The sequence below is a fragment of the Colwellia sp. MB02u-14 genome (genome assembly GCF_014076915.1).
Lineage (GTDB): Bacteria > Pseudomonadota > Gammaproteobacteria > Enterobacterales > Alteromonadaceae > Colwellia_A.
The window spans coordinates 36467-53208 of the sequence record NZ_JACGUX010000062.1 but is presented as its reverse complement, the minus strand read 5'-3'; the positions used below and the strand labels follow the sequence as shown (position 1 = coordinate 53208).

15 protein-coding genes are annotated in these 16742 nt (G+C 36.4%); 6 read left to right on the top strand and 9 right to left on the bottom strand.

The genetic code is table 11. From position 1 onward, the window contains the following. Window positions 1-362 precede the first annotated feature (362 nt). Entirely contained in the window at window positions 363-1304 is a 942-nt protein-coding gene (locus H4J52_RS20250) for a kelch repeat-containing protein (protein WP_182224313.1), read from the top strand. 654 nt (window positions 1305-1958) lie between these two features. Here the strand turns inward: H4J52_RS20250 and H4J52_RS05065 are convergent. Beyond that, on the bottom strand, window positions 1959-3869 hold the full coding sequence (locus H4J52_RS05065) for a methyl-accepting chemotaxis protein (protein ID WP_182181008.1): 1911 nt from the start codon (window positions 3867-3869) through the stop codon (window positions 1959-1961). Window positions 3870-4252: 383 nt separating this feature from the next. Beyond that, window positions 4253-5212: a DUF4350 domain-containing protein gene (locus tag H4J52_RS05060; protein WP_182224312.1), complete on the bottom strand. Its 960-nt coding sequence runs from the start codon at window positions 5210-5212 to the stop codon at window positions 4253-4255. A 554-nt stretch (window positions 5213-5766) separates the two neighbouring features. Between H4J52_RS05060 and H4J52_RS05055 the strand changes: the two genes are divergently transcribed. Beyond that, on the top strand, window positions 5767-6726 hold the full coding sequence (locus H4J52_RS05055; RefSeq protein ID WP_182181006.1) for a DUF1186 domain-containing protein: 960 nt from the start codon (window positions 5767-5769) through the stop codon (window positions 6724-6726). A 138-nt stretch (window positions 6727-6864) separates the two neighbouring features. Here H4J52_RS05055 and H4J52_RS05050 read toward each other — a convergent pair whose 3' ends face one another. From H4J52_RS05050 to H4J52_RS05040, 3 genes are all read right to left on the bottom strand, one after another. Then, entirely contained in the window at window positions 6865-7329 is a 465-nt protein-coding gene (locus tag H4J52_RS05050; protein WP_182181005.1) for a hypothetical protein, read from the bottom strand. A 91-nt stretch (window positions 7330-7420) separates the two neighbouring features. Next, a complete protein-coding gene (locus H4J52_RS05045) occupies window positions 7421-7591 on the bottom strand; it encodes a hypothetical protein (protein WP_182224311.1) in 171 nt (56 codons plus the stop codon). A gap of 181 nt (window positions 7592-7772) precedes the next feature. After that, window positions 7773-8357: a TetR/AcrR family transcriptional regulator gene (locus H4J52_RS05040; RefSeq protein WP_182181003.1), complete on the bottom strand. Its 585-nt coding sequence runs from the start codon at window positions 8355-8357 to the stop codon at window positions 7773-7775. A 107-nt stretch (window positions 8358-8464) separates the two neighbouring features. On the opposite strand from H4J52_RS05040, the gene H4J52_RS05035 reads away from it, so the two are divergent. Together H4J52_RS05035 and ribA are read left to right on the top strand one after the other, a co-directional pair. Beyond that, complete coding sequence (locus H4J52_RS05035) at window positions 8465-9007, top strand: carboxymuconolactone decarboxylase family protein (RefSeq protein ID WP_182181002.1); 543 nt, start codon at window positions 8465-8467, stop codon at window positions 9005-9007. A 289-nt stretch (window positions 9008-9296) separates the two neighbouring features. Next, the gene (ribA, locus tag H4J52_RS05030) at window positions 9297-9893 is read left to right on the top strand and encodes a GTP cyclohydrolase II RibA (protein WP_182181001.1); all 597 of its coding nucleotides are present in this window, start codon (window positions 9297-9299) and stop codon (window positions 9891-9893) included. Window positions 9894-9972: 79 nt separating this feature from the next. Here the strand turns inward: ribA and H4J52_RS20245 are convergent, their stop codons facing one another. The 4 genes from H4J52_RS20245 to H4J52_RS05010 all read right to left on the bottom strand — a co-directional run bounded on the left by H4J52_RS20245 (window position 9973) and on the right by H4J52_RS05010 (window position 15374). Next, a complete protein-coding gene (locus H4J52_RS20245) occupies window positions 9973-11118 on the bottom strand; it encodes a diguanylate cyclase (protein ID WP_404851971.1) in 1146 nt (381 codons plus the stop codon). Beyond that, window positions 11109-11597 carry an ABC transporter substrate-binding protein gene (locus H4J52_RS05020; protein WP_182224309.1) on the bottom strand — a complete coding sequence of 163 codons (489 nt, stop codon included), beginning with the start codon at window positions 11595-11597 and terminating at the stop codon, window positions 11109-11111. The genes H4J52_RS20245 and H4J52_RS05020 overlap by 10 nt, the downstream gene beginning before the upstream one ends. A gap of 447 nt (window positions 11598-12044) precedes the next feature. Continuing rightward, window positions 12045-14159 carry a S9 family peptidase gene (locus tag H4J52_RS05015; RefSeq protein WP_182224308.1) on the bottom strand — a complete coding sequence of 705 codons (2115 nt, stop codon included), beginning with the start codon at window positions 14157-14159 and terminating at the stop codon, window positions 12045-12047. Window positions 14160-14225: 66 nt separating this feature from the next. Then, window positions 14226-15374 carry an ATP-grasp domain-containing protein gene (locus H4J52_RS05010; protein WP_182180998.1) on the bottom strand — a complete coding sequence of 383 codons (1149 nt, stop codon included), beginning with the start codon at window positions 15372-15374 and terminating at the stop codon, window positions 14226-14228. A gap of 303 nt (window positions 15375-15677) precedes the next feature. Here H4J52_RS05010 and H4J52_RS05005 point away from each other — a divergent pair, with 303 nt between their 5' ends. Both H4J52_RS05005 and H4J52_RS05000 read left to right on the top strand, forming a co-directional pair. Then, on the top strand, window positions 15678-16211 hold the full coding sequence (locus H4J52_RS05005; RefSeq protein ID WP_182180997.1) for a DUF1569 domain-containing protein: 534 nt from the start codon (window positions 15678-15680) through the stop codon (window positions 16209-16211). Window positions 16212-16304: 93 nt separating this feature from the next. After that, window positions 16305-16463 (top strand): hypothetical protein, encoded by a 159-nt coding sequence (locus H4J52_RS05000; RefSeq protein ID WP_182180996.1) that lies wholly within the window; start codon window positions 16305-16307, stop codon window positions 16461-16463. The last annotated feature ends 279 nt before the right edge of the window (window positions 16464-16742 follow it).

The following is a 16742-nucleotide window of genomic DNA, read 5'->3' as shown; positions in this document are numbered from 1 at the left end:
GCAAAATTGAAATGATGCTTCAACTCACTGTTTTTAGATACAATTATTGTTAAAATTTTCAATTTGACATAGCTCATCAGCATATATATAAACTTACAAACATCTCCCGTTAGCTATTCTTGAAGATAATGGACACAGTATGGACGATAAATGACATCAAAATCAGGACCGTTTTTTCGCATTAGTATCGTTAGCTATCAGCTGCTCTTTAGGTCAATTCAACGCTATAAGCGAGCATTTATCGCTGATTTACAAAAAGCAAACTTTGTGAAAAGGAAGGTTGTCTTTAATTATTTGATGCTATTGTCTGTGTGACGTAAATATAATAATCTACAGACTTCATCATTTAATGGATTAAAATCGTGATAAATTCAAAAAATATTTCTCTATCTATGACAACTTTTTTATTAATTATTCTAGCGGGCTGTAGTTTAAAGTCTGATTTGAATTCAGAGTCTTTATCTTTGTCTACTGCTCGATATGGCCATGCTGCTGTAAATGATGGTAGTAAGATATATGTGCTGGCTGGTGCGAACAAATCAGGTTTTCTTTCAGATATTGAGATTATTGAACCCTTATTAGGAAAAAAAGAGATTCTAAAAAATAGGTTAATACCAAGGCGATATTTTTCAGCAGTTTGGGATGGAAAGCATTCAATTTATATATTAGGTGGAGTAAGTATTGAGGACAAAAAATTTAGATATGAAAAGAGAGTCGAAGTATTTAATACGATCACACATGAAGTTAGCTTTGCACAACCGCTTCCCGGACCAACACGTATCAATAGTGCAGTATTTTTAAATGGAAGTGTTTTTGTTTTTGGTGGCGGATATCCTAGTAAAGAGCAGATAACAGCTAGTCCGATTGTAGCCGTCTTAAACATAGCTCAAAAAAAGTGGGTACGAGCTGCTGATATGCCAACAGCGAAAACGACAAGAGCGGTGGTTAGAGACGGTTTAATATATGTTGTTGGAGGGTATGATCGAACTTCTTCGCTTGATGTTTTTGAACGATTTGATCCACAGTTGAATAAATGGGAATCGCTTCCTACTATGCCTGAAGGAATTAGCGCTCACTCTCTCACTATTGTCAAAGATAAATTATTTGTTTTTGGGAATTACAATAATTTGAATTCTACTTATTCTTATGATTTTCTAACGTATGAGTGGGAGTTGATTGATATTGGTTATAAGGCCAGTAGGCATAATGCAACAACAACATTAGGTGATACTACTTATGTGATAGGCGGAAACACTGGTACAAAAGGATCTTTTCTTGATTACATACAAGAATTTAGCTTGTGATATGTAACTATAACAGTAAATATAATTCAAACTACTGCTATATTTTTAGTTCGTAATGTTAGTCAATTATACAGAATAGTATTTCCGTTAATCTTTTGGATATCAAGCAGAGTAAAGGGCCTGCTAGCAGCATTATAAAAACTCTCGTGACTAATTTATTACTGGTTAATCTGATATGTCCGCTCTCAACTCCTAAGTTATCGTTAGCAGAAATAATCTATAAACCATAAAAAAGGACGGCTTTTTTGGCAAATTTGATCATTAGAAGCCAGTTTCATTTAGTGGTTGGGAGTCTCAAACATTATGCGTCGTTACATAAATGAGAATATCGTGAATATTATTAGTTCTAACGAGATTAACCAGTAAACAACCTTAACTTATTTTATCGACTGTTTAATGCATACGTTTTAGTTTTTATAAAATATACTGTCTGGTTTTCATTAATGCAGTCATTAGCATATTAATGTAAATTGCTCAGAATTTGTTGTCACAACAGGTCTTTTGCCCAAAAAAATGTCGATTACCTTCAATGATAATCGACATTAGCATATGTTCTGTAACGTGTCAGAGGCCCTATAACAAGATAGAAAGCTAAGACGTATAAATTTTTATTTCTCGCTTAAATATTAATATTATTACTGATTAAAAGTTTTCTTATATTTTAAATCGTTCGACTAAGCTATCTAGCTTCATTGCCATTGCTGTTAGTGACTCACTTGCAGAGGCTATACGAGTTGATATTTGTGCACTGTTTTCTGTGCTATCACTGATTGCGTGTACATGAATATTAATTTCCCCAACAACGGTTGCTTGCTCTTCCGTTGAAGTGGCAACCTGAGTATTTAGATCTGAAATTTGTTGAATGTTTGCAACAATATCTTCGAGAGCCTCTGTTGTCTGCTGAGCATCATTTACGGCAATATCGGCGGTTTCTTTACTTTCTCTTACACTGTCAACTGCTCGCTTAGATTCTGACTGCAAAAGGTTGATCATTTTATTAATCTCATCTGTTGATTCGCTGGTACGCTTCGCCAAGTTGCGTACTTCATCAGCGACAACAGCAAAACCACGACCTTGTTCACCCGCACGTGCAGCTTCAATCGCAGCATTTAATGCAAGTAAATTTGTTTGTTCTGAAATACCACGAATAACCTCAAGCACACTACTAATGGCATTACTCTTATCCGCTAAAGATTCAATGGTTGTTGATGCCGAGTCCATTTTCTGCGCCATTTGGTAAATATTTTCAGTTGATTCTTTAACAATATCTTGTGCATTTTTAGCTTGAGTTGTCGCATCATTCGTCGAATCTGCTGCATGTACAGCGTTTGCTGCAATTTCTGTGATCGTTGAACCCATTTCACTAATGGCCGCGGCTACTTGTATTGCGATATCACGCTGCCCCTGAGCATCTACCTTTGACTGTTCTGCATCTTGGGAAACTTTTATAGATGCTTGACGAACATCTTTCGATGTTGCTGACACATCACTCACCACCGTGTGTATCTTAATAATAAAGGCGTTGAAACCATGCGCCAGACGCGATACTTCGTCACCACCGCTTTCATTTAGTCGGTAACTAAGATCACTATCTCCATCACCCAGCTCTTTGAATATGACCGCAAGATCATTAATCGGTCTGGTTAAACTTTTTGCTAAAATAATACTGACACAGATAAAGACAGCAACAATAATGGCAAACCACATAAGCATATAATTTCGAGACTCGTTTAGCGCGAGGTAAAGCTCTTCTTTTGGAACTTCGGCAACTACATACCAGCCAAGGCTTGAGATGTAGCTTGTCGCAATAATTAATTTGTCAGTTTCTTGGAATGCAAAGTCTTTTTGAGTTAACAGTGTTTGCGCATTTATATCGCTATAAAGATCAGTGATTTTTGTTTTTTCACTTTTTTCTTTATCTTTATGAATTTTTACCAACCCGGTATGATCAACAAGATAAACAAAGCCAGATTCTTCAATTTTAAAGCTATTTAAGTAATTAACCATGTCATTAAAAGACTTTGATAATCCAGATACGCCTCGACCGTTTATCTGCTGATAATTGATAAATACATCGACATTGCCATTAGGATATCCATAGGTACTTGCCGACTCTGCTTCCCCCCCATTGGTGAACGCAAAAAACCAGCCATCAAGCTCATCATTTTTCAGCACTCGCAGAAACCCATCCTGATTCCAGTAATTAGCTGTTTTTCGATCGGCAAAAGACGCATTACTTAAATTGTTATCTTTAGCTATTTTATTCAGCATTTTTATAACATTAGCTTCATTTTCTTTGTTCGCACCAGACTCAATCCAATCAAGAAGAAAGGGGTTTGTCGCAATTGATTTGGTTAGCACTTTCATTTCAGAAATTTCTCCATTCACCGCATTACGAACACGCAAAAGCAGGTTAGGTAAATCTGATTGTTGCAGCCTTGAAATGAGTAGCTCTTTTGCTTTTGAGTGGCCAACAAATCCGACGATGCTGGTTGAAATAATAACAGCCATTAACATGGCAATGACCAGTTTTGATCGGATAGAAAGGGTGTTTAAAAATTGCATCAAATAGATCCCATGTGTAAGTTTTTTATATTTTGTTGTTACGTCAATTCAATCATAAAACCAGTCTAATTGGTGTTTATAAGGTGCATACGCTCTCAATTTGGTTGAGCTTAACATATACCCGTAATCACACCATTTAAAAAATGTTACTGCTATAAATTTTGCTAACATAATACTAATTTTATCTAGGCTAAATTAATAAGATATTGAAAGACCTTTTATTAACCTTATTTTGCGAAAATATAAAGAAATAGAATAAAATAATTTAAATAGAAGACATCATCTTTTAATTATTCATCTCAATTATGTAAAAATAAGTTATATAAAGTGAATAGTAAAATTAGCTTCAGTATCTTTTTTAACGGTCGTTAGGATTACTTTTATTAAATTAATCCCGAAAGCCAATGCATGACATTCAGTAAAAACTGCTCATTTTGTTCTGCGCCTTTAGATAGTAAACCGTATTTTTTACCTGTTTTAACCGTTAGTTGTGAGGAAAACATCATACCTTCAGCAAACACAGCGACTCGGCCTTTGCCTATTTCTAAAACAGCTCCTTGACTCCACCCTGGAATCGCAATCCTAGGTGTTTCAGCATTTACCTGAAAAGGAATGTCTGGCATCACGGAAACAGCTGTATAACTAAGAACCAAAAGTGATTTTGCAGTCTCAGGAGCTTTAAAAGCAGATCCTCCAAATGTTTTAACTTGAATTATTTGTTCTGAATTGGGCTTTCCTTGTAAGATTGGAGAAGTATCATTTTCTAATGGCAGGTCAGTTTGAGTTGAACTCCCTTTGGTTATTGCGTGATCAACAAGCGTATTATCATTAATGCGAAATATTGCCTTTCCGACATGACCATTACTAAATTGAATGCCTAGTGCACTTGAGAGTGTTTCAATAACTTTTGGAAAAGGCGTATGATCGGCAACTAAAAATAGAGAGCCACCTTGAGATATCCATTGCATAAGGGCTTCAATTTCTTCTGTTTCAAACGCATCTCCATATGGTGGGTTATAATCCCGTCTGCTGTTATCTAGTGCATTTGCAACAACTAAAATGTCAGCTTGTTGTAAATACTCTAAAGTAAACTTTTCTTTTCCCGCTTCAACAGTATAACCATCGCTCGACAACACTTGTGAAAAGGGTTTGTATCTACCTTGAGTCGTGTGAAAATTATGATGTGCTTCATCAATTAACACTACGGGGCTAGTTAAGCCAGAAAAGCTATTTTGTGTGTTTTTTGGGATGAAATCGGGATCAGCCTTTTGAGCACTATCAGAACACGACGCTACACTTGATAACAAAAGTCCTAAAAAAATATGGTTATGTCTTAATTTCATTTAATATTTACTCATAGATAACTACACAGCTAATCAAGATATATAACCGCCGCAAATAAGTGGCAACTTATGCAGGGGCACAATAGTGAGAACAAAAAGTAAATCTTTTTTTGTCCTTTTGTGTTCGCTCCTTAGATACAGGTTACACGATATCCTTTGACATAAACATACTGTATTGATCTAGTTGATAATGACCAAATGGCTCGCACTCTTTAAAGCCAAACTGTTTATAAAGTAAGTTTGCGGATAAAAGAGCATTCATCGTTCAAGTCTCAAGGTACAATTTTTTATACGAGCGAATACTCGCTTGATGAATAATATGTTCTAATAATTTGCGAACTATGTTTTTGTGTAAAAGTTAGTTGATTTGCGCATGAGTATTGGTATCTGGAGGCGACATTAATAAAATAATCGGAGGAAATAACAAATAATTAAAAAATTAAATGAAAATTGGTTTTGATCTGTTGCTTTCAATGGTAACGGCAATAGGAAGTGTTTAAGATATAACATTTGGCATTGGCCACTCATCATTGATTACTTAACGCGGAACTTACATGAATTTAGAACAAGCTTTATTGGTAATAGCTCATTCACATGGCAACGAACTACCTGTTGAAGCGCTCGAAACCGTTAAATCGAATTGGTCGATATTTTATCCTGATTTAGCGCGATTAATAGATCAATTTATTACTGATGATACCTCGCTAACCGATGAGCAACAGGCCATTTTATTTTTTGGCACGTTATTATTAGCAGAATTAAAATATGCTCCTGCATTGTCAAAATGTTTACAGCTCTTTTCGCGCAGTGATACGTTTTCAACCCCGCTTGAAGGGGTATTTGGAGATGCCCTTACTGAATTAACACCGACCTTATTTTATAATGTAGCAAATGGTAATAGCCAAGTATTATCTGATTACATTGTTGATGTTCATCAAGCGATGTACTGTAAAGCGTCTGCTATTGAAGCGGTATTTGCTCAATATGAAGTGGGCACTATCGATAAGGTTGAATTAGGTGAGCACGTAACTCGATGGTTATCAGTCTTTTTAGCTTTGCCAAGTTCAATCAGTAGTTTCTTGATGAGTGCATTAGCAGATTCTTGTATTGAATATCAACTTGATGACTTTAAAAATCAGTTTATTGAATTATGTGATAAAGATGTATTTGATGAAGATCGCTTTAAACAATGTGAAGTAAAAGCATGGGGTAGGGGAGATGCACCTAAGCTGATTGAGGCTGGTATTATTCAAACAGAGTTTAATGTTGTTGATACCTTAAGTGCTTGGATTGATGATGATTCAAACGATAAAGAACTCGATAATATACCAGACGAAGACCTTGATATATTTGATTCGTTAATGGGAGAAGGCGGCTTACTGGCTAATATTTTGTATGACGAAAATACAATTTTAGAAAACAGTGTGCCGGTTAGTTCATTAGCGACGGCTGGCCGAAATGATCCTTGCCCGTGTGGCAGTGGAAAGAAATATAAAAAATGTTGTTTACAGTAAAACAGTAAGTTGAGACATGCTTTATTGGTTAAAGTAATATGTTGAACACTAAAGCTATGAATAAAAGGTAATACAAAGCTATATTTACACCTCAATTCAGTATTTGCTGCATTGAGGTGCGACTAAAAAGGGATCGTTTTATGCTTTATCAGCAAGCTTTGTTATTTCAAACTGAATGATTTGATCGCTCAATTGAATATCTTTACCTTTTTTAGGATGGGGTTCGACGCTTAATAAAAGTAAACGATAACCAAAAGCATGAGCAATTTCTGGTTCGCGCTTACGTGTCAATTTTACCTCTATTTTTTCTTCAAACTCATTTAAAACTTCAAGTGTTACAATCAATTGACCTGCCCAAATACATGCCATACCAATGGGGCATCTAGAATCTTCTAAAGAGATCAAACGTAATTTCAAATTTTGATATTTTATAACTTCTTCAGCGTATATCGTAATGACAGAGCTTAGCTCTTGATTGGTTAGTGCAAAATCGTACTCTATTTTAGCCAACGTTTCTGTGGTTTTTGCTGTTTCAGCGACAGTTGAACTACCAGCTAAACAGCCAGATAAAGCGATGATTACAATATAAATTAATCTGAACATTAATAATTTTTCCTTAGTCTAAACGTATCTCTGTTGTGAAAAAAAGCTCGGCTTATGCCGAGATTTTTTAGTTTATAACTATTATTTATTACTACGGTTGAGGTGCACAACGCGGTAAAGTACACAGCTGAACACACTGAAGTGCATCTGATACGGTAATAATACCGTCGCCATCATTATCATGTGGACTAACAGGTGCAGTGGGTTGATTACGCGCAGCCGCGATTAATCTTATATCGCTACGGTCAACAAAACCATCCAAATTTACATTACACTGTATAGCTTGCGGTACATTTTCAAAGACTAATGAAACAACATCTATTTGTGCATACCAATCCCAATCTGCAGCGTTGAGATCGAAATAATGCCAGCGTAATTTAACATCAGATTCACCAACATAATTAGATAAATCTAAAAAACAGCTTCCCCTCTATTATCTTCACTTAAATATTCTTTAATAGAGTAAACATTTGGTCGATCATCGGTTGTGCTAACTCATCAATTCCGGGGCGATTCAAATAACCGCGTAATCCCGTAAACTGTATTTGAAAAAATTGAGCATATTCGAGCGCAGTACGATTATTGTTTAATTCACCATTTTTAATGGCTTGGTTAAATAACACACATAAATATTGTTCAAACACCCTGAGCAGTTTTAAGTTGAGTTCACGCAAGGTATCTTCTTTTTCTGTAAACTCGCTGTTGGCTTTTATCAGCATGCAAATAGCGCTAGGGTAGTCTTGGCGAGTCAAAATTACATTGTTAACAAATGCACGTAAGCCACTTAGTATGGCGTCGGAGTGATTTAAAAAACCTTCAATTTGAGCTTGTATTTGCGCCGTGTAATCTTTTAGCGATTCACTATAAAGCCCTTCTTTCGAGCCAAATGCAGCATAAATACTACCGGGACGCATATTTATCACCTCTTGTAAGTCTCGTGTTGAGGTGGCATGGAACCCTTTTTCCCAAAATAATTGGCTTGCTTGACGAATTACATCGTCGCGTTCAAATTTAACCTTGTTAACCATAATTTATAACCAAGATGAACAGTCGCTCAATTATAACTTGACCGATCGCTCAAAAACAAGCACCATAGCATCGAATCACCTAAAGACTATTTTTATTGGAGCAAAACATGACAGAATTTACTTTATACACAGCAGACAATGCATCAGAAGCGGCAAAACCTTTATTAGCTAATTCAGTAGCGGCATTTGGTATGTTACCAAACCTACATGCAGTAATGGCTGAAGCGCCAACATTACTTGAAGGTTACCAAGTATTACATGAGCTTTTTCAAAAAACGTCATTTAATGCAGAAGAGCTCACTGTTGTATGGCAATCAATTAATGTCGAACATAACTGTCATTATTGTGTGCCTGCCCACAGTGGCATTGCAGAAGCAATGAAAGTTGATCAAAGCATTGTTGATGCACTTGTTAACAATACGGCACTTGCAAACCCTAAGCTTGAAGCTCTACGTGAGACAACCCTCGCTATGGCACGTGAACGTGGCGTGATCAGCGATGCACAAATTGAAACGTTTTTTGCTGCAGGTTATGGCAAACAACAATTGCTCGAAATTATTTTAGGTTTATCACAAAAAGTGATGAGTAACTACACGAATCATTTAGCCAATACGCCAGTAGATAACGCTTTTAAGAAATACGTAAAATAAATTACGGTTAGTTAAAATAACGTTACTGATTTACGATACCCTACCTTTTGGGCTGCAAAACGGTAGAGTATCAAAGTTTGATTTAGACTTATTTTAAATGCTTTATTACGCGAGCCACCCCATGATAATTCTAATAAAAGTGAGACAATTTGGACCAAAGATTGACTCTGAACGTATAGGCATTTATGACAAGCACTTGAAACCTAGATAAACATCTCAATATGAGGTAAACAAGTGGTAATATTTAAGGGGCCAATAACGGCACCTTTGCTAATTTATAAAGAAGCCCATGAACGAAATACGTGCAAGAATTAATCTAAAAGTTGGTTTACATAGTGATATAGATGCAGAGATAGCAACCTTTAATATGTTTGATGAAAACCATGAGCACATTGCGTTAATTTTTCAACAAGCCGATAAAAATCAGCAAGCACCCCTAGTGCGCATGCATTCAGAATGTTTAACCGGTGATGTTTTTCACTCTTCCCGTTGTGATTGTGGTGAACAGTTAGATGAAACTATTAATCTAATGAAAGATAAAGGGGGAATTATCCTTTATCTTCGTCAAGAAGGTCGCGGTATTGGTTTATACAATAAAATGGATGCTTATGTATTACAAAGTCAAGGCATGGATACCTATCAAGCCAATAAACATTTAGGTTTTGAAGAAGATGAACGCAGTTTTGAAGACGCCGTTGCGATGTTGCAAGCCTTAGCGGTTACTGATTTACGTTTGATCACCAATAACCCTAAAAAATTAAATGCCTTAAAAGATTGTTTTAATATCGTAGAGCAAGTGAATACGAGTTTGCATTTAAAAGATGACAATAATAATTATCTACGTACTAAAAAAAATCACGGTAAGCATGATTTGAAAATAGATTAACAGTTGAGTACTTTCTTGTGAGGTTATCAACTTCTTGCTCTGTAAATACACCAGCGGAGTATTGGCAGGTATTCGGGGGTTAATTCGAGGAATACACCTTAAATTTGTTCTTTCCCGATTTTTTAGCTTTATACATAGATAGATCAGCAAGTTTAATTATTTCTTCAGGCTTTGATGAATGTACGGGATAAATAGCAACACCGATACTTGCCCCAATACTAATGACACTATTGTTGAAGCTAATAGGTTGAGAAATGGCTGCTATGAGTTTATTTGCAATGAGTGGTGCGTCTTCGATACTTTTAATACAATCCAATATGACAACAAATTCATCTCCCCCCAATCGTGCGGCAGTGTCAACATTACGAATTGACTTGTTTAACTTGCTTGAAACAACTTTAAGGACGAAATCACCCGCATGGTGACCATGTGTGTCGTTCACCAATTTAAAACCATCTAAATCGATAAACAACATAGCAGCTCTGGAATCTTCCCTGTCAGCTCTACTTACCGCGTTGTCCCACCTTTCGTGCAAAAGCCTCAGTTCTGGCAAACCGGTTAACGTATCATGAGTTGCTTGATATTCGATGATTTCTTTTTGTTCTTTTATCTGCTCAAGACTGAGTGTTAATCTTCGATTAATACCTAAAATATACACTGCAATGGAGGTGATTAGGGTCATTATAAGTAAACTTGCCACTAATAAATTATACACCCATGTCGGAAGGGGCTCTTTATTCTCAAACAAAAAACCATCAACAGTATAGTCCTGTTTTAGCGTTTCTGATTTTACAAAAGCACTGCCTATTTCATGCCAACGTCTGTGGCTCATAAACCCTATATCAACTATATCAGATGCAAAGAGAGGAATTATAGCTTGGGATTCGTAGCTGAGGGCTAATCGATCTTTTTTTGGGTAGTATTTTGCTAATATTATTGATACGAGTTCATCTGAATTTTTAAGGGCATATTGCCAACCTTTAATAAGACTACTACGCATTGCTACAACGGTTTCTGGATGGAGGTCTGCAAAATGACTAGAGGTAAATAACGTATCACCATAAAAATCAATATTAAGATCCCTAGGATTAAATATATGATGGGGGATGTTAAGTTGTGTGGCTAAGAAAGGCTCAGTAGAAAGGTAAGCCGTGGTCGCATCTATACCACTTTCATTGGGGCGCTTTAAACTTTCAACTGTGCCAGTGTGAGGGACTAATTTAATTTTTTTAAGTCTACACCAGCCACTTTAAGATAGGTCATTAATTCAGCAGTATATAACTTTCCCATTATGGTTCGTCCTTCCAAATCCTTTACTGTGCGAATCGTTTCGTCACGTCTGGCAAGTATAATCGATGGAGAGTGTTGAAATAGGGTGGCGACAGCCACTATTTTTGAGCCGTTATTGTAATCAATTAACAGTGATGAGTTACCGATACCAAATTCTGCTTTACCACTTGTCACTGACTCTGTGACTTTTATGGTTGGTCCTCCTTCAATTAATATAACATTGAGTCCAGCTTCGGTAAAATAGCCTTGCTCTATAGCGGCGTAAAAGCCAGCAAATTGAAATTGATGAAACCATTTGAGTTGTACGCTAACTTCCTTAAGCTTCGGTACTACGTCAGCAGCGAATGCTTGCATTGAAATAGCTAATAAGGCTATTAACACAAAGTTGAAAATGAAGTTATAACGTTTGTCCATGCGGTTAACACGCAAAGATTATTAGGATTGAATAATAAACTAGAATTAAATAATGCAATGTTAAGCCAATTATAATCACTTTTTAATATTATAGTTCAAGCAATGGTTTTTAGCCTAAATTAGTATTCTTTGTAAGCAAGCTATTAATAAAATCAAGTTGAAACTTCATTGACATGAGAAATTATATGCTAAAAAGTTTTTATGTTTTCATTGTTTTTATGTTTTCATTGTTATTACGGTTGAATAATAGCTTAACATCTATAAATATCAACGATATCTATAAATAAACGAATGAGTTATTAGCAATCATGGGTGATTTGAAGGTTAATCATTGGCTTTTTATCGTTAGGTGACCCGTTCAAAGGAACGGGTCACTTTTTAGGGTGATTTTATTTCTATTATCGACAATGTTAACCAAACAAACATGTAAATAACAACCTTGCACGTTTAGTCAGGCAATAAAGAGATAAAAAAGCTCATTTCGAGCGCTTTCTCTTTTAAACTTTTAAAGCGTCCTGATGCACCACCATGGCCTGCGTCCATATCTGTTTTAAAGAGCAATAAGTTATCATCAGTTTTAAGGGATCTCATTTTTGCTACCCATTTCATCGGTTCAAAATACTGTACTTGTGAATCGTGTAATCCAGTAGTAACAAGTATGTTAGGGTAGTGTTGAGCACTGATATTATCAATAGGCGAATAAGCTAAAATATCTTTATAGGCTTGGGCTTCGTTTGGGTTACCCCATTCGTCATATTCATTGGTAGTTAGCGGTATACTTTCATCGAGCATTGTCGTTAACACGTCTAAAAATGGTACATGAGCGCCAATACCTAAATAGAGCTCAGGCGCTTGATTAACTACGGCCCCCATCAACAAACCACCGGCACTACCACCCGAGGCAAATATTTTATCCTTAGCGCCATAACCTTGAGCAACCAATGCCTTAGTAACATCAATAAAGTCATTAAAGGTATTTTTTTTATGTTCTTTTTTCCCTGTTTCATACCATTGTCTACCTAACATTTCTGAGCCACGAACATGGGCAATAACGTAAACAAAACCTCGGTCGAGTAAACTTAACGTTTGACTCGAAAAGTCTGGATCTATGGTGATCCCATAGGCACCATAACCGTATTGAAGTAGAGGGTTCTTGCCATCTTTTTTAAATGTATCGCATCGATATACAATAGATACCGGAACTTCTGCACCATCGCGAGCGGTAATAAATAAACGCTCTGATTGATAATCTTCTTTTTCAAAATCACCCAATACTTGTTGCTGTTTTAGCAGCTTTCGCTGGCCTGTTGCTAAATCAAACTCAAATAAAGAATCGGGTGTTGTTAAACTAGAGTAATATAACCTTGCGATAGTACTGTTTGGCTCTGGATTTTCATCAAGGCAAGCGAAATAGCATGGGTCGTCAAAAGATAACGGATAGTGATGACCTGCATTTTCTCCCTGGGTTGTGTGTACAATAAAGCGAATTTGACCCTGTTCTCTTTCGGTAACAACAATGAAGTTATTAAACACTTCAAAGCCTTCTATTAGCACCGCTTCTCTGTGTGGGACCACTTCTTGCCAGTTACTGATATCATCAATTTGATCAATAGAAGCTTTCATTAACCTAAAGTTTTTAGCTTGATAGTTGGTGACAATATAAAAATATTCACCCAATTTATCAGCGTGATATTCATGCTGTTCTTGATAGGGAAATAGTGCTAAAAATTCACCGTTAGGTTCGTCTGCACTGAGTGCTAGATAATGTGTTGATTGGGTTGCGTGTAAACAAATATAAATTTGAGATTCATCTCTACTCTTGTCTAAACTCATATAAAATCGATGATCTTCTTCTTCATAAACAAGAATGTCATCTGATTGTGGTGACCCTAATTTATGACGATAAACCTGCGTACCTAATAAGGTTTCTAGATCTTTTTTTACATAATATACCGTTTGATTGTCATTAGACCAAACAATTTGTCCTTCAGTTTCAACGAGTGTATCAGTTAAATAAGCTTCTTTAGCATCAGTAGATTCAACTAAGTTTTTAAAGTTAATGGTGTAAATTCGGCGGCTATCGGTGTCTTCAGATATCGACATTATTGCATCATTTGGGCTTATCGATAAATCACCCAAATCATAAAATTCATGGTCTTTAGCTCGCTCATTTACCTCCAATAACAGCACTTTATTGTCGCCAGTAAAGCTTGTTGCGCGATAATAGTTTGAAAATTCTTGCTCACCATTAATTTCACTGTGATACCAATACTTACCGTCTTTTGCGGGGACCGTATTGTCGTCTTTTACGATCCGGTCTTTGAGCTCTTGAAAAAGTTTTTCTTGTAACGGTTTTTGGCTCGCTAACATGGCATCAGCATAGTTGTTTTCAGCTTTAAGGTGGGCTAAAACACTTTCATCGCTACGCTGATCGTCGCGCATCCAATAATAATTATCCACACGTTGATGATTATGCACTTCCATTTTATGTGGAATTTTCTTTGCTATTGGCGCGTCAATACTTTTGTTCGTCGTCGCTGATATAAGTGGAGATGTTGGCACTAAGTGCTCCTATTTAAATGTTATTTTAATGAGGTTATAATCATGCAATTAATTATTGATGCGATGCTATTTTTTTATCTTGACGATTAGGTTGTCTTCAACAAACGTTAACTTTTCAAGTAAGATCTCACGTGAATCGCCAGCCATAATAATATGCCCAATTTCACTGCTGGTACTGTTATATTCGGGAACTTCAAATCTGGGTTCGATTTTAAATTTAAATTGTTCTATTTCTTTCAGCGCTTTGCACTTTTCTAAGCCAGAAATTTCGTCAACAATACCCGCTCCAGGATGAATCATAAGTACACATGCGTATTTATTAGCCTTTGCGGGTAAAGGCGCTGGTGTAGCGCCTGTTTCTAGTTGAACGTAGGTTTTCCATGGATTAAAACCATAGGCAGACTCAATCAGTTCCATATAATAGCCACCAGGCGGTCGAACGGCCATTTCCCCAAACACAGGGCCCTTCTTAGTGAGATAGAATTCTGAGTGGGTCATACCATTTACAACGCCAAAACCTTTAATGACACGATCATTTATTTTGATGATCTCTTGTGTTAAGTCTTGCTCTAATGTTGCGGGTAATATTGACTTTTTCCACTGATGAAGGTAGTCAGTAATATTATGAAAAATAGGAATTCCGTTATGAATTAACGTTTCTACACTGACTTCGCAGCCCTCAACAAAGGCTTCTGCTAGAAGACCTGGTTTTGCATGTTTACTAACATCTTCAAGGCTTTTTAATACCCTAACTCCTCTTGCACCTGATTCAGCGACAGGTTTAACAACAAGTGGCAATCCTAACCTTTCTACCAACGCCTCGGGCGTATCTTCTTCATTAATATGATGAAACTTCGTAATAGGTATATCGTGTTTTAAGGCTTCGAGTTTCATGGCATTTTTATTGTGTAAAATGCTGGTGATTTTCAGTGGCGTACCTGAAAGTTTGAATGTTTCGCGGACCCTCGCAGCGATGTCAACACTTGATTCAGTCGCTGCAATAACAAATTCTATATTGAATTTACTGATCGCCTGTATATCTGATGTTAAAATATTTTTTTCACAATATGAAAAAGGTGTTTCAATGCAACCCGCCAACTTTTCTTTTCGACTTTCGTGTAAGGGGCCATCGCTCCAAAGAAAGACCTTATGCCCCATTTTTAATGCAGCGCGATAACAACGACTTCTTCTACCAACGATCAACACATTAGCCATTAAGCAACTCTTATAAGCTTAGATTATTCGGCCCTGAGTCTAGACAATCTCTATACATTAATATACAAGAATATGGGCACTCTTTACTTTAAAACGAGGGAATAGGGCATTTTATTGTTAATAGGGGCTAATCATACTAGGTTTATTTATTTAAGTTAAGCTATGGGCTTGGTTTTTAGTTAAAAGCATTTAAAGCTAAAGGTGCTAATATAATACGCAATTCTATTGCGGGTAAACTTGGTCACTTGTTATCTTAATTATATCATCGGTCCAATTAGACTAAAGGCGTTTGAGGAGCAAGTTATGAAACGTAGGCAGTTTGTTAAAGCTTCACTGGCAAGTGGAGCAGGAATTATAGGTATAGGCGCAGGGACATTTTTGCTCATTGAAGAGAGCAGTAAAGATAGCCTTACTGTAGATGTAGCTTTAAGAAAACTCGATAAATTGTCCCATGATAACTTTTTAAATATAGGAGAGTGGGATCCATATCAAATATTTACACATTGCGCACAAAGTGTAGAGTTTTCGATGTCTGAGTTTCCAGAACATAAATCGAGTTTCTTTAAGCGAACTGTTGGCAAATTAGCCTTCTCAATTTTTGCATCTAAAGGCAAGATGACTCACGGTTTAAACGAGCCTATTCCAAGCGCGCCTAAACTGACTAAAGGTTTAGACGCTATGATAGCGTTAAATCGCTTGAAAAAATCATTAATTGAGTTTGACCGTTATCAGGGAGCTCTTGCCCCGCACTTTGCATATGGTGAACTAACAAAAGATGAATATGAAATTGCGCATGTGATGCATTTATATAATCATCTTCAAGAAATAAAGAGCTAACAAGCCATCTAATAGATAATAATTACAGCTGGCGGTGTCTTTTCATCACAACTTTTATATTAAGTTCAAATAATAAAACGAGGCGTATAACTAATGAATAATTCAGGGAAAGAAATAGCAAAGTATGGGGTTACCTTTGGAACAGCACTCTCTATTGCGATTTCATGGGGTGTAAATGAGTCGGTCTTATGGGCAATTCTACATGGTTTCTTGTCTTGGTTTTATGTTATCTGGCATGTCGTTACACGGTGAAGGTAGTTGGGTGCTTTGAGTATACTTAACGCTCTCAATGCTCTCTGTATTTAAATTATTTACTAAAATCAATAAAAAACAGTGGGTAACGTTCGCGATGCACCGGTTTTATCCAACTGTTTATCGCCGTTAAGTATGGGGTTAGCAGTACAAAAGTTGAGATTAACATATTGGTATGAATTTATATTAAGTTAAATTTCTTTTGTTTTGGTATATAAGAAAGCTATAAAACTGTCTTAAGGTTACTCCTAATCCGCATCGTTAAATGATAGGAGTTGC

Excerpts from the sequence above, each read along its gene's own strand:
- H4J52_RS05065 (WP_182181008.1), bottom strand. The coding sequence starts at position 3,869 with ATGCAATTTTTAAACACCCTTTCTATCCGATCAAAACTGGTCATTGCC.
- H4J52_RS05060 (WP_182224312.1), bottom strand. The coding sequence starts at position 5,212 with ATGAAATTAAGACATAACCATATTTTTTTAGGACTTTTGTTATCAAGT.
- H4J52_RS05055 (WP_182181006.1), top strand. The coding sequence starts at position 5,767 with ATGAATTTAGAACAAGCTTTATTGGTAATAGCTCATTCACATGGCAAC.
- H4J52_RS05050 (WP_182181005.1), bottom strand. The coding sequence starts at position 7,329 with ATGTTCAGATTAATTTATATTGTAATCATCGCTTTATCTGGCTGTTTA.
- H4J52_RS05040 (WP_182181003.1), bottom strand. The coding sequence starts at position 8,357 with ATGGTTAACAAGGTTAAATTTGAACGCGACGATGTAATTCGTCAAGCA.
- H4J52_RS05035 (WP_182181002.1), top strand. The coding sequence starts at position 8,465 with ATGACAGAATTTACTTTATACACAGCAGACAATGCATCAGAAGCGGCA.
- ribA (WP_182181001.1), top strand. The coding sequence starts at position 9,297 with ATGAACGAAATACGTGCAAGAATTAATCTAAAAGTTGGTTTACATAGT.
- H4J52_RS05020 (WP_182224309.1), bottom strand. The coding sequence starts at position 11,597 with ATGGACAAACGTTATAACTTCATTTTCAACTTTGTGTTAATAGCCTTA.
- H4J52_RS05010 (WP_182180998.1), bottom strand. The coding sequence starts at position 15,374 with ATGGCTAATGTGTTGATCGTTGGTAGAAGAAGTCGTTGTTATCGCGCT.
- H4J52_RS05005 (WP_182180997.1), top strand. The coding sequence starts at position 15,678 with ATGAAACGTAGGCAGTTTGTTAAAGCTTCACTGGCAAGTGGAGCAGGA.
- H4J52_RS05000 (WP_182180996.1), top strand. The coding sequence starts at position 16,305 with ATGAATAATTCAGGGAAAGAAATAGCAAAGTATGGGGTTACCTTTGGA.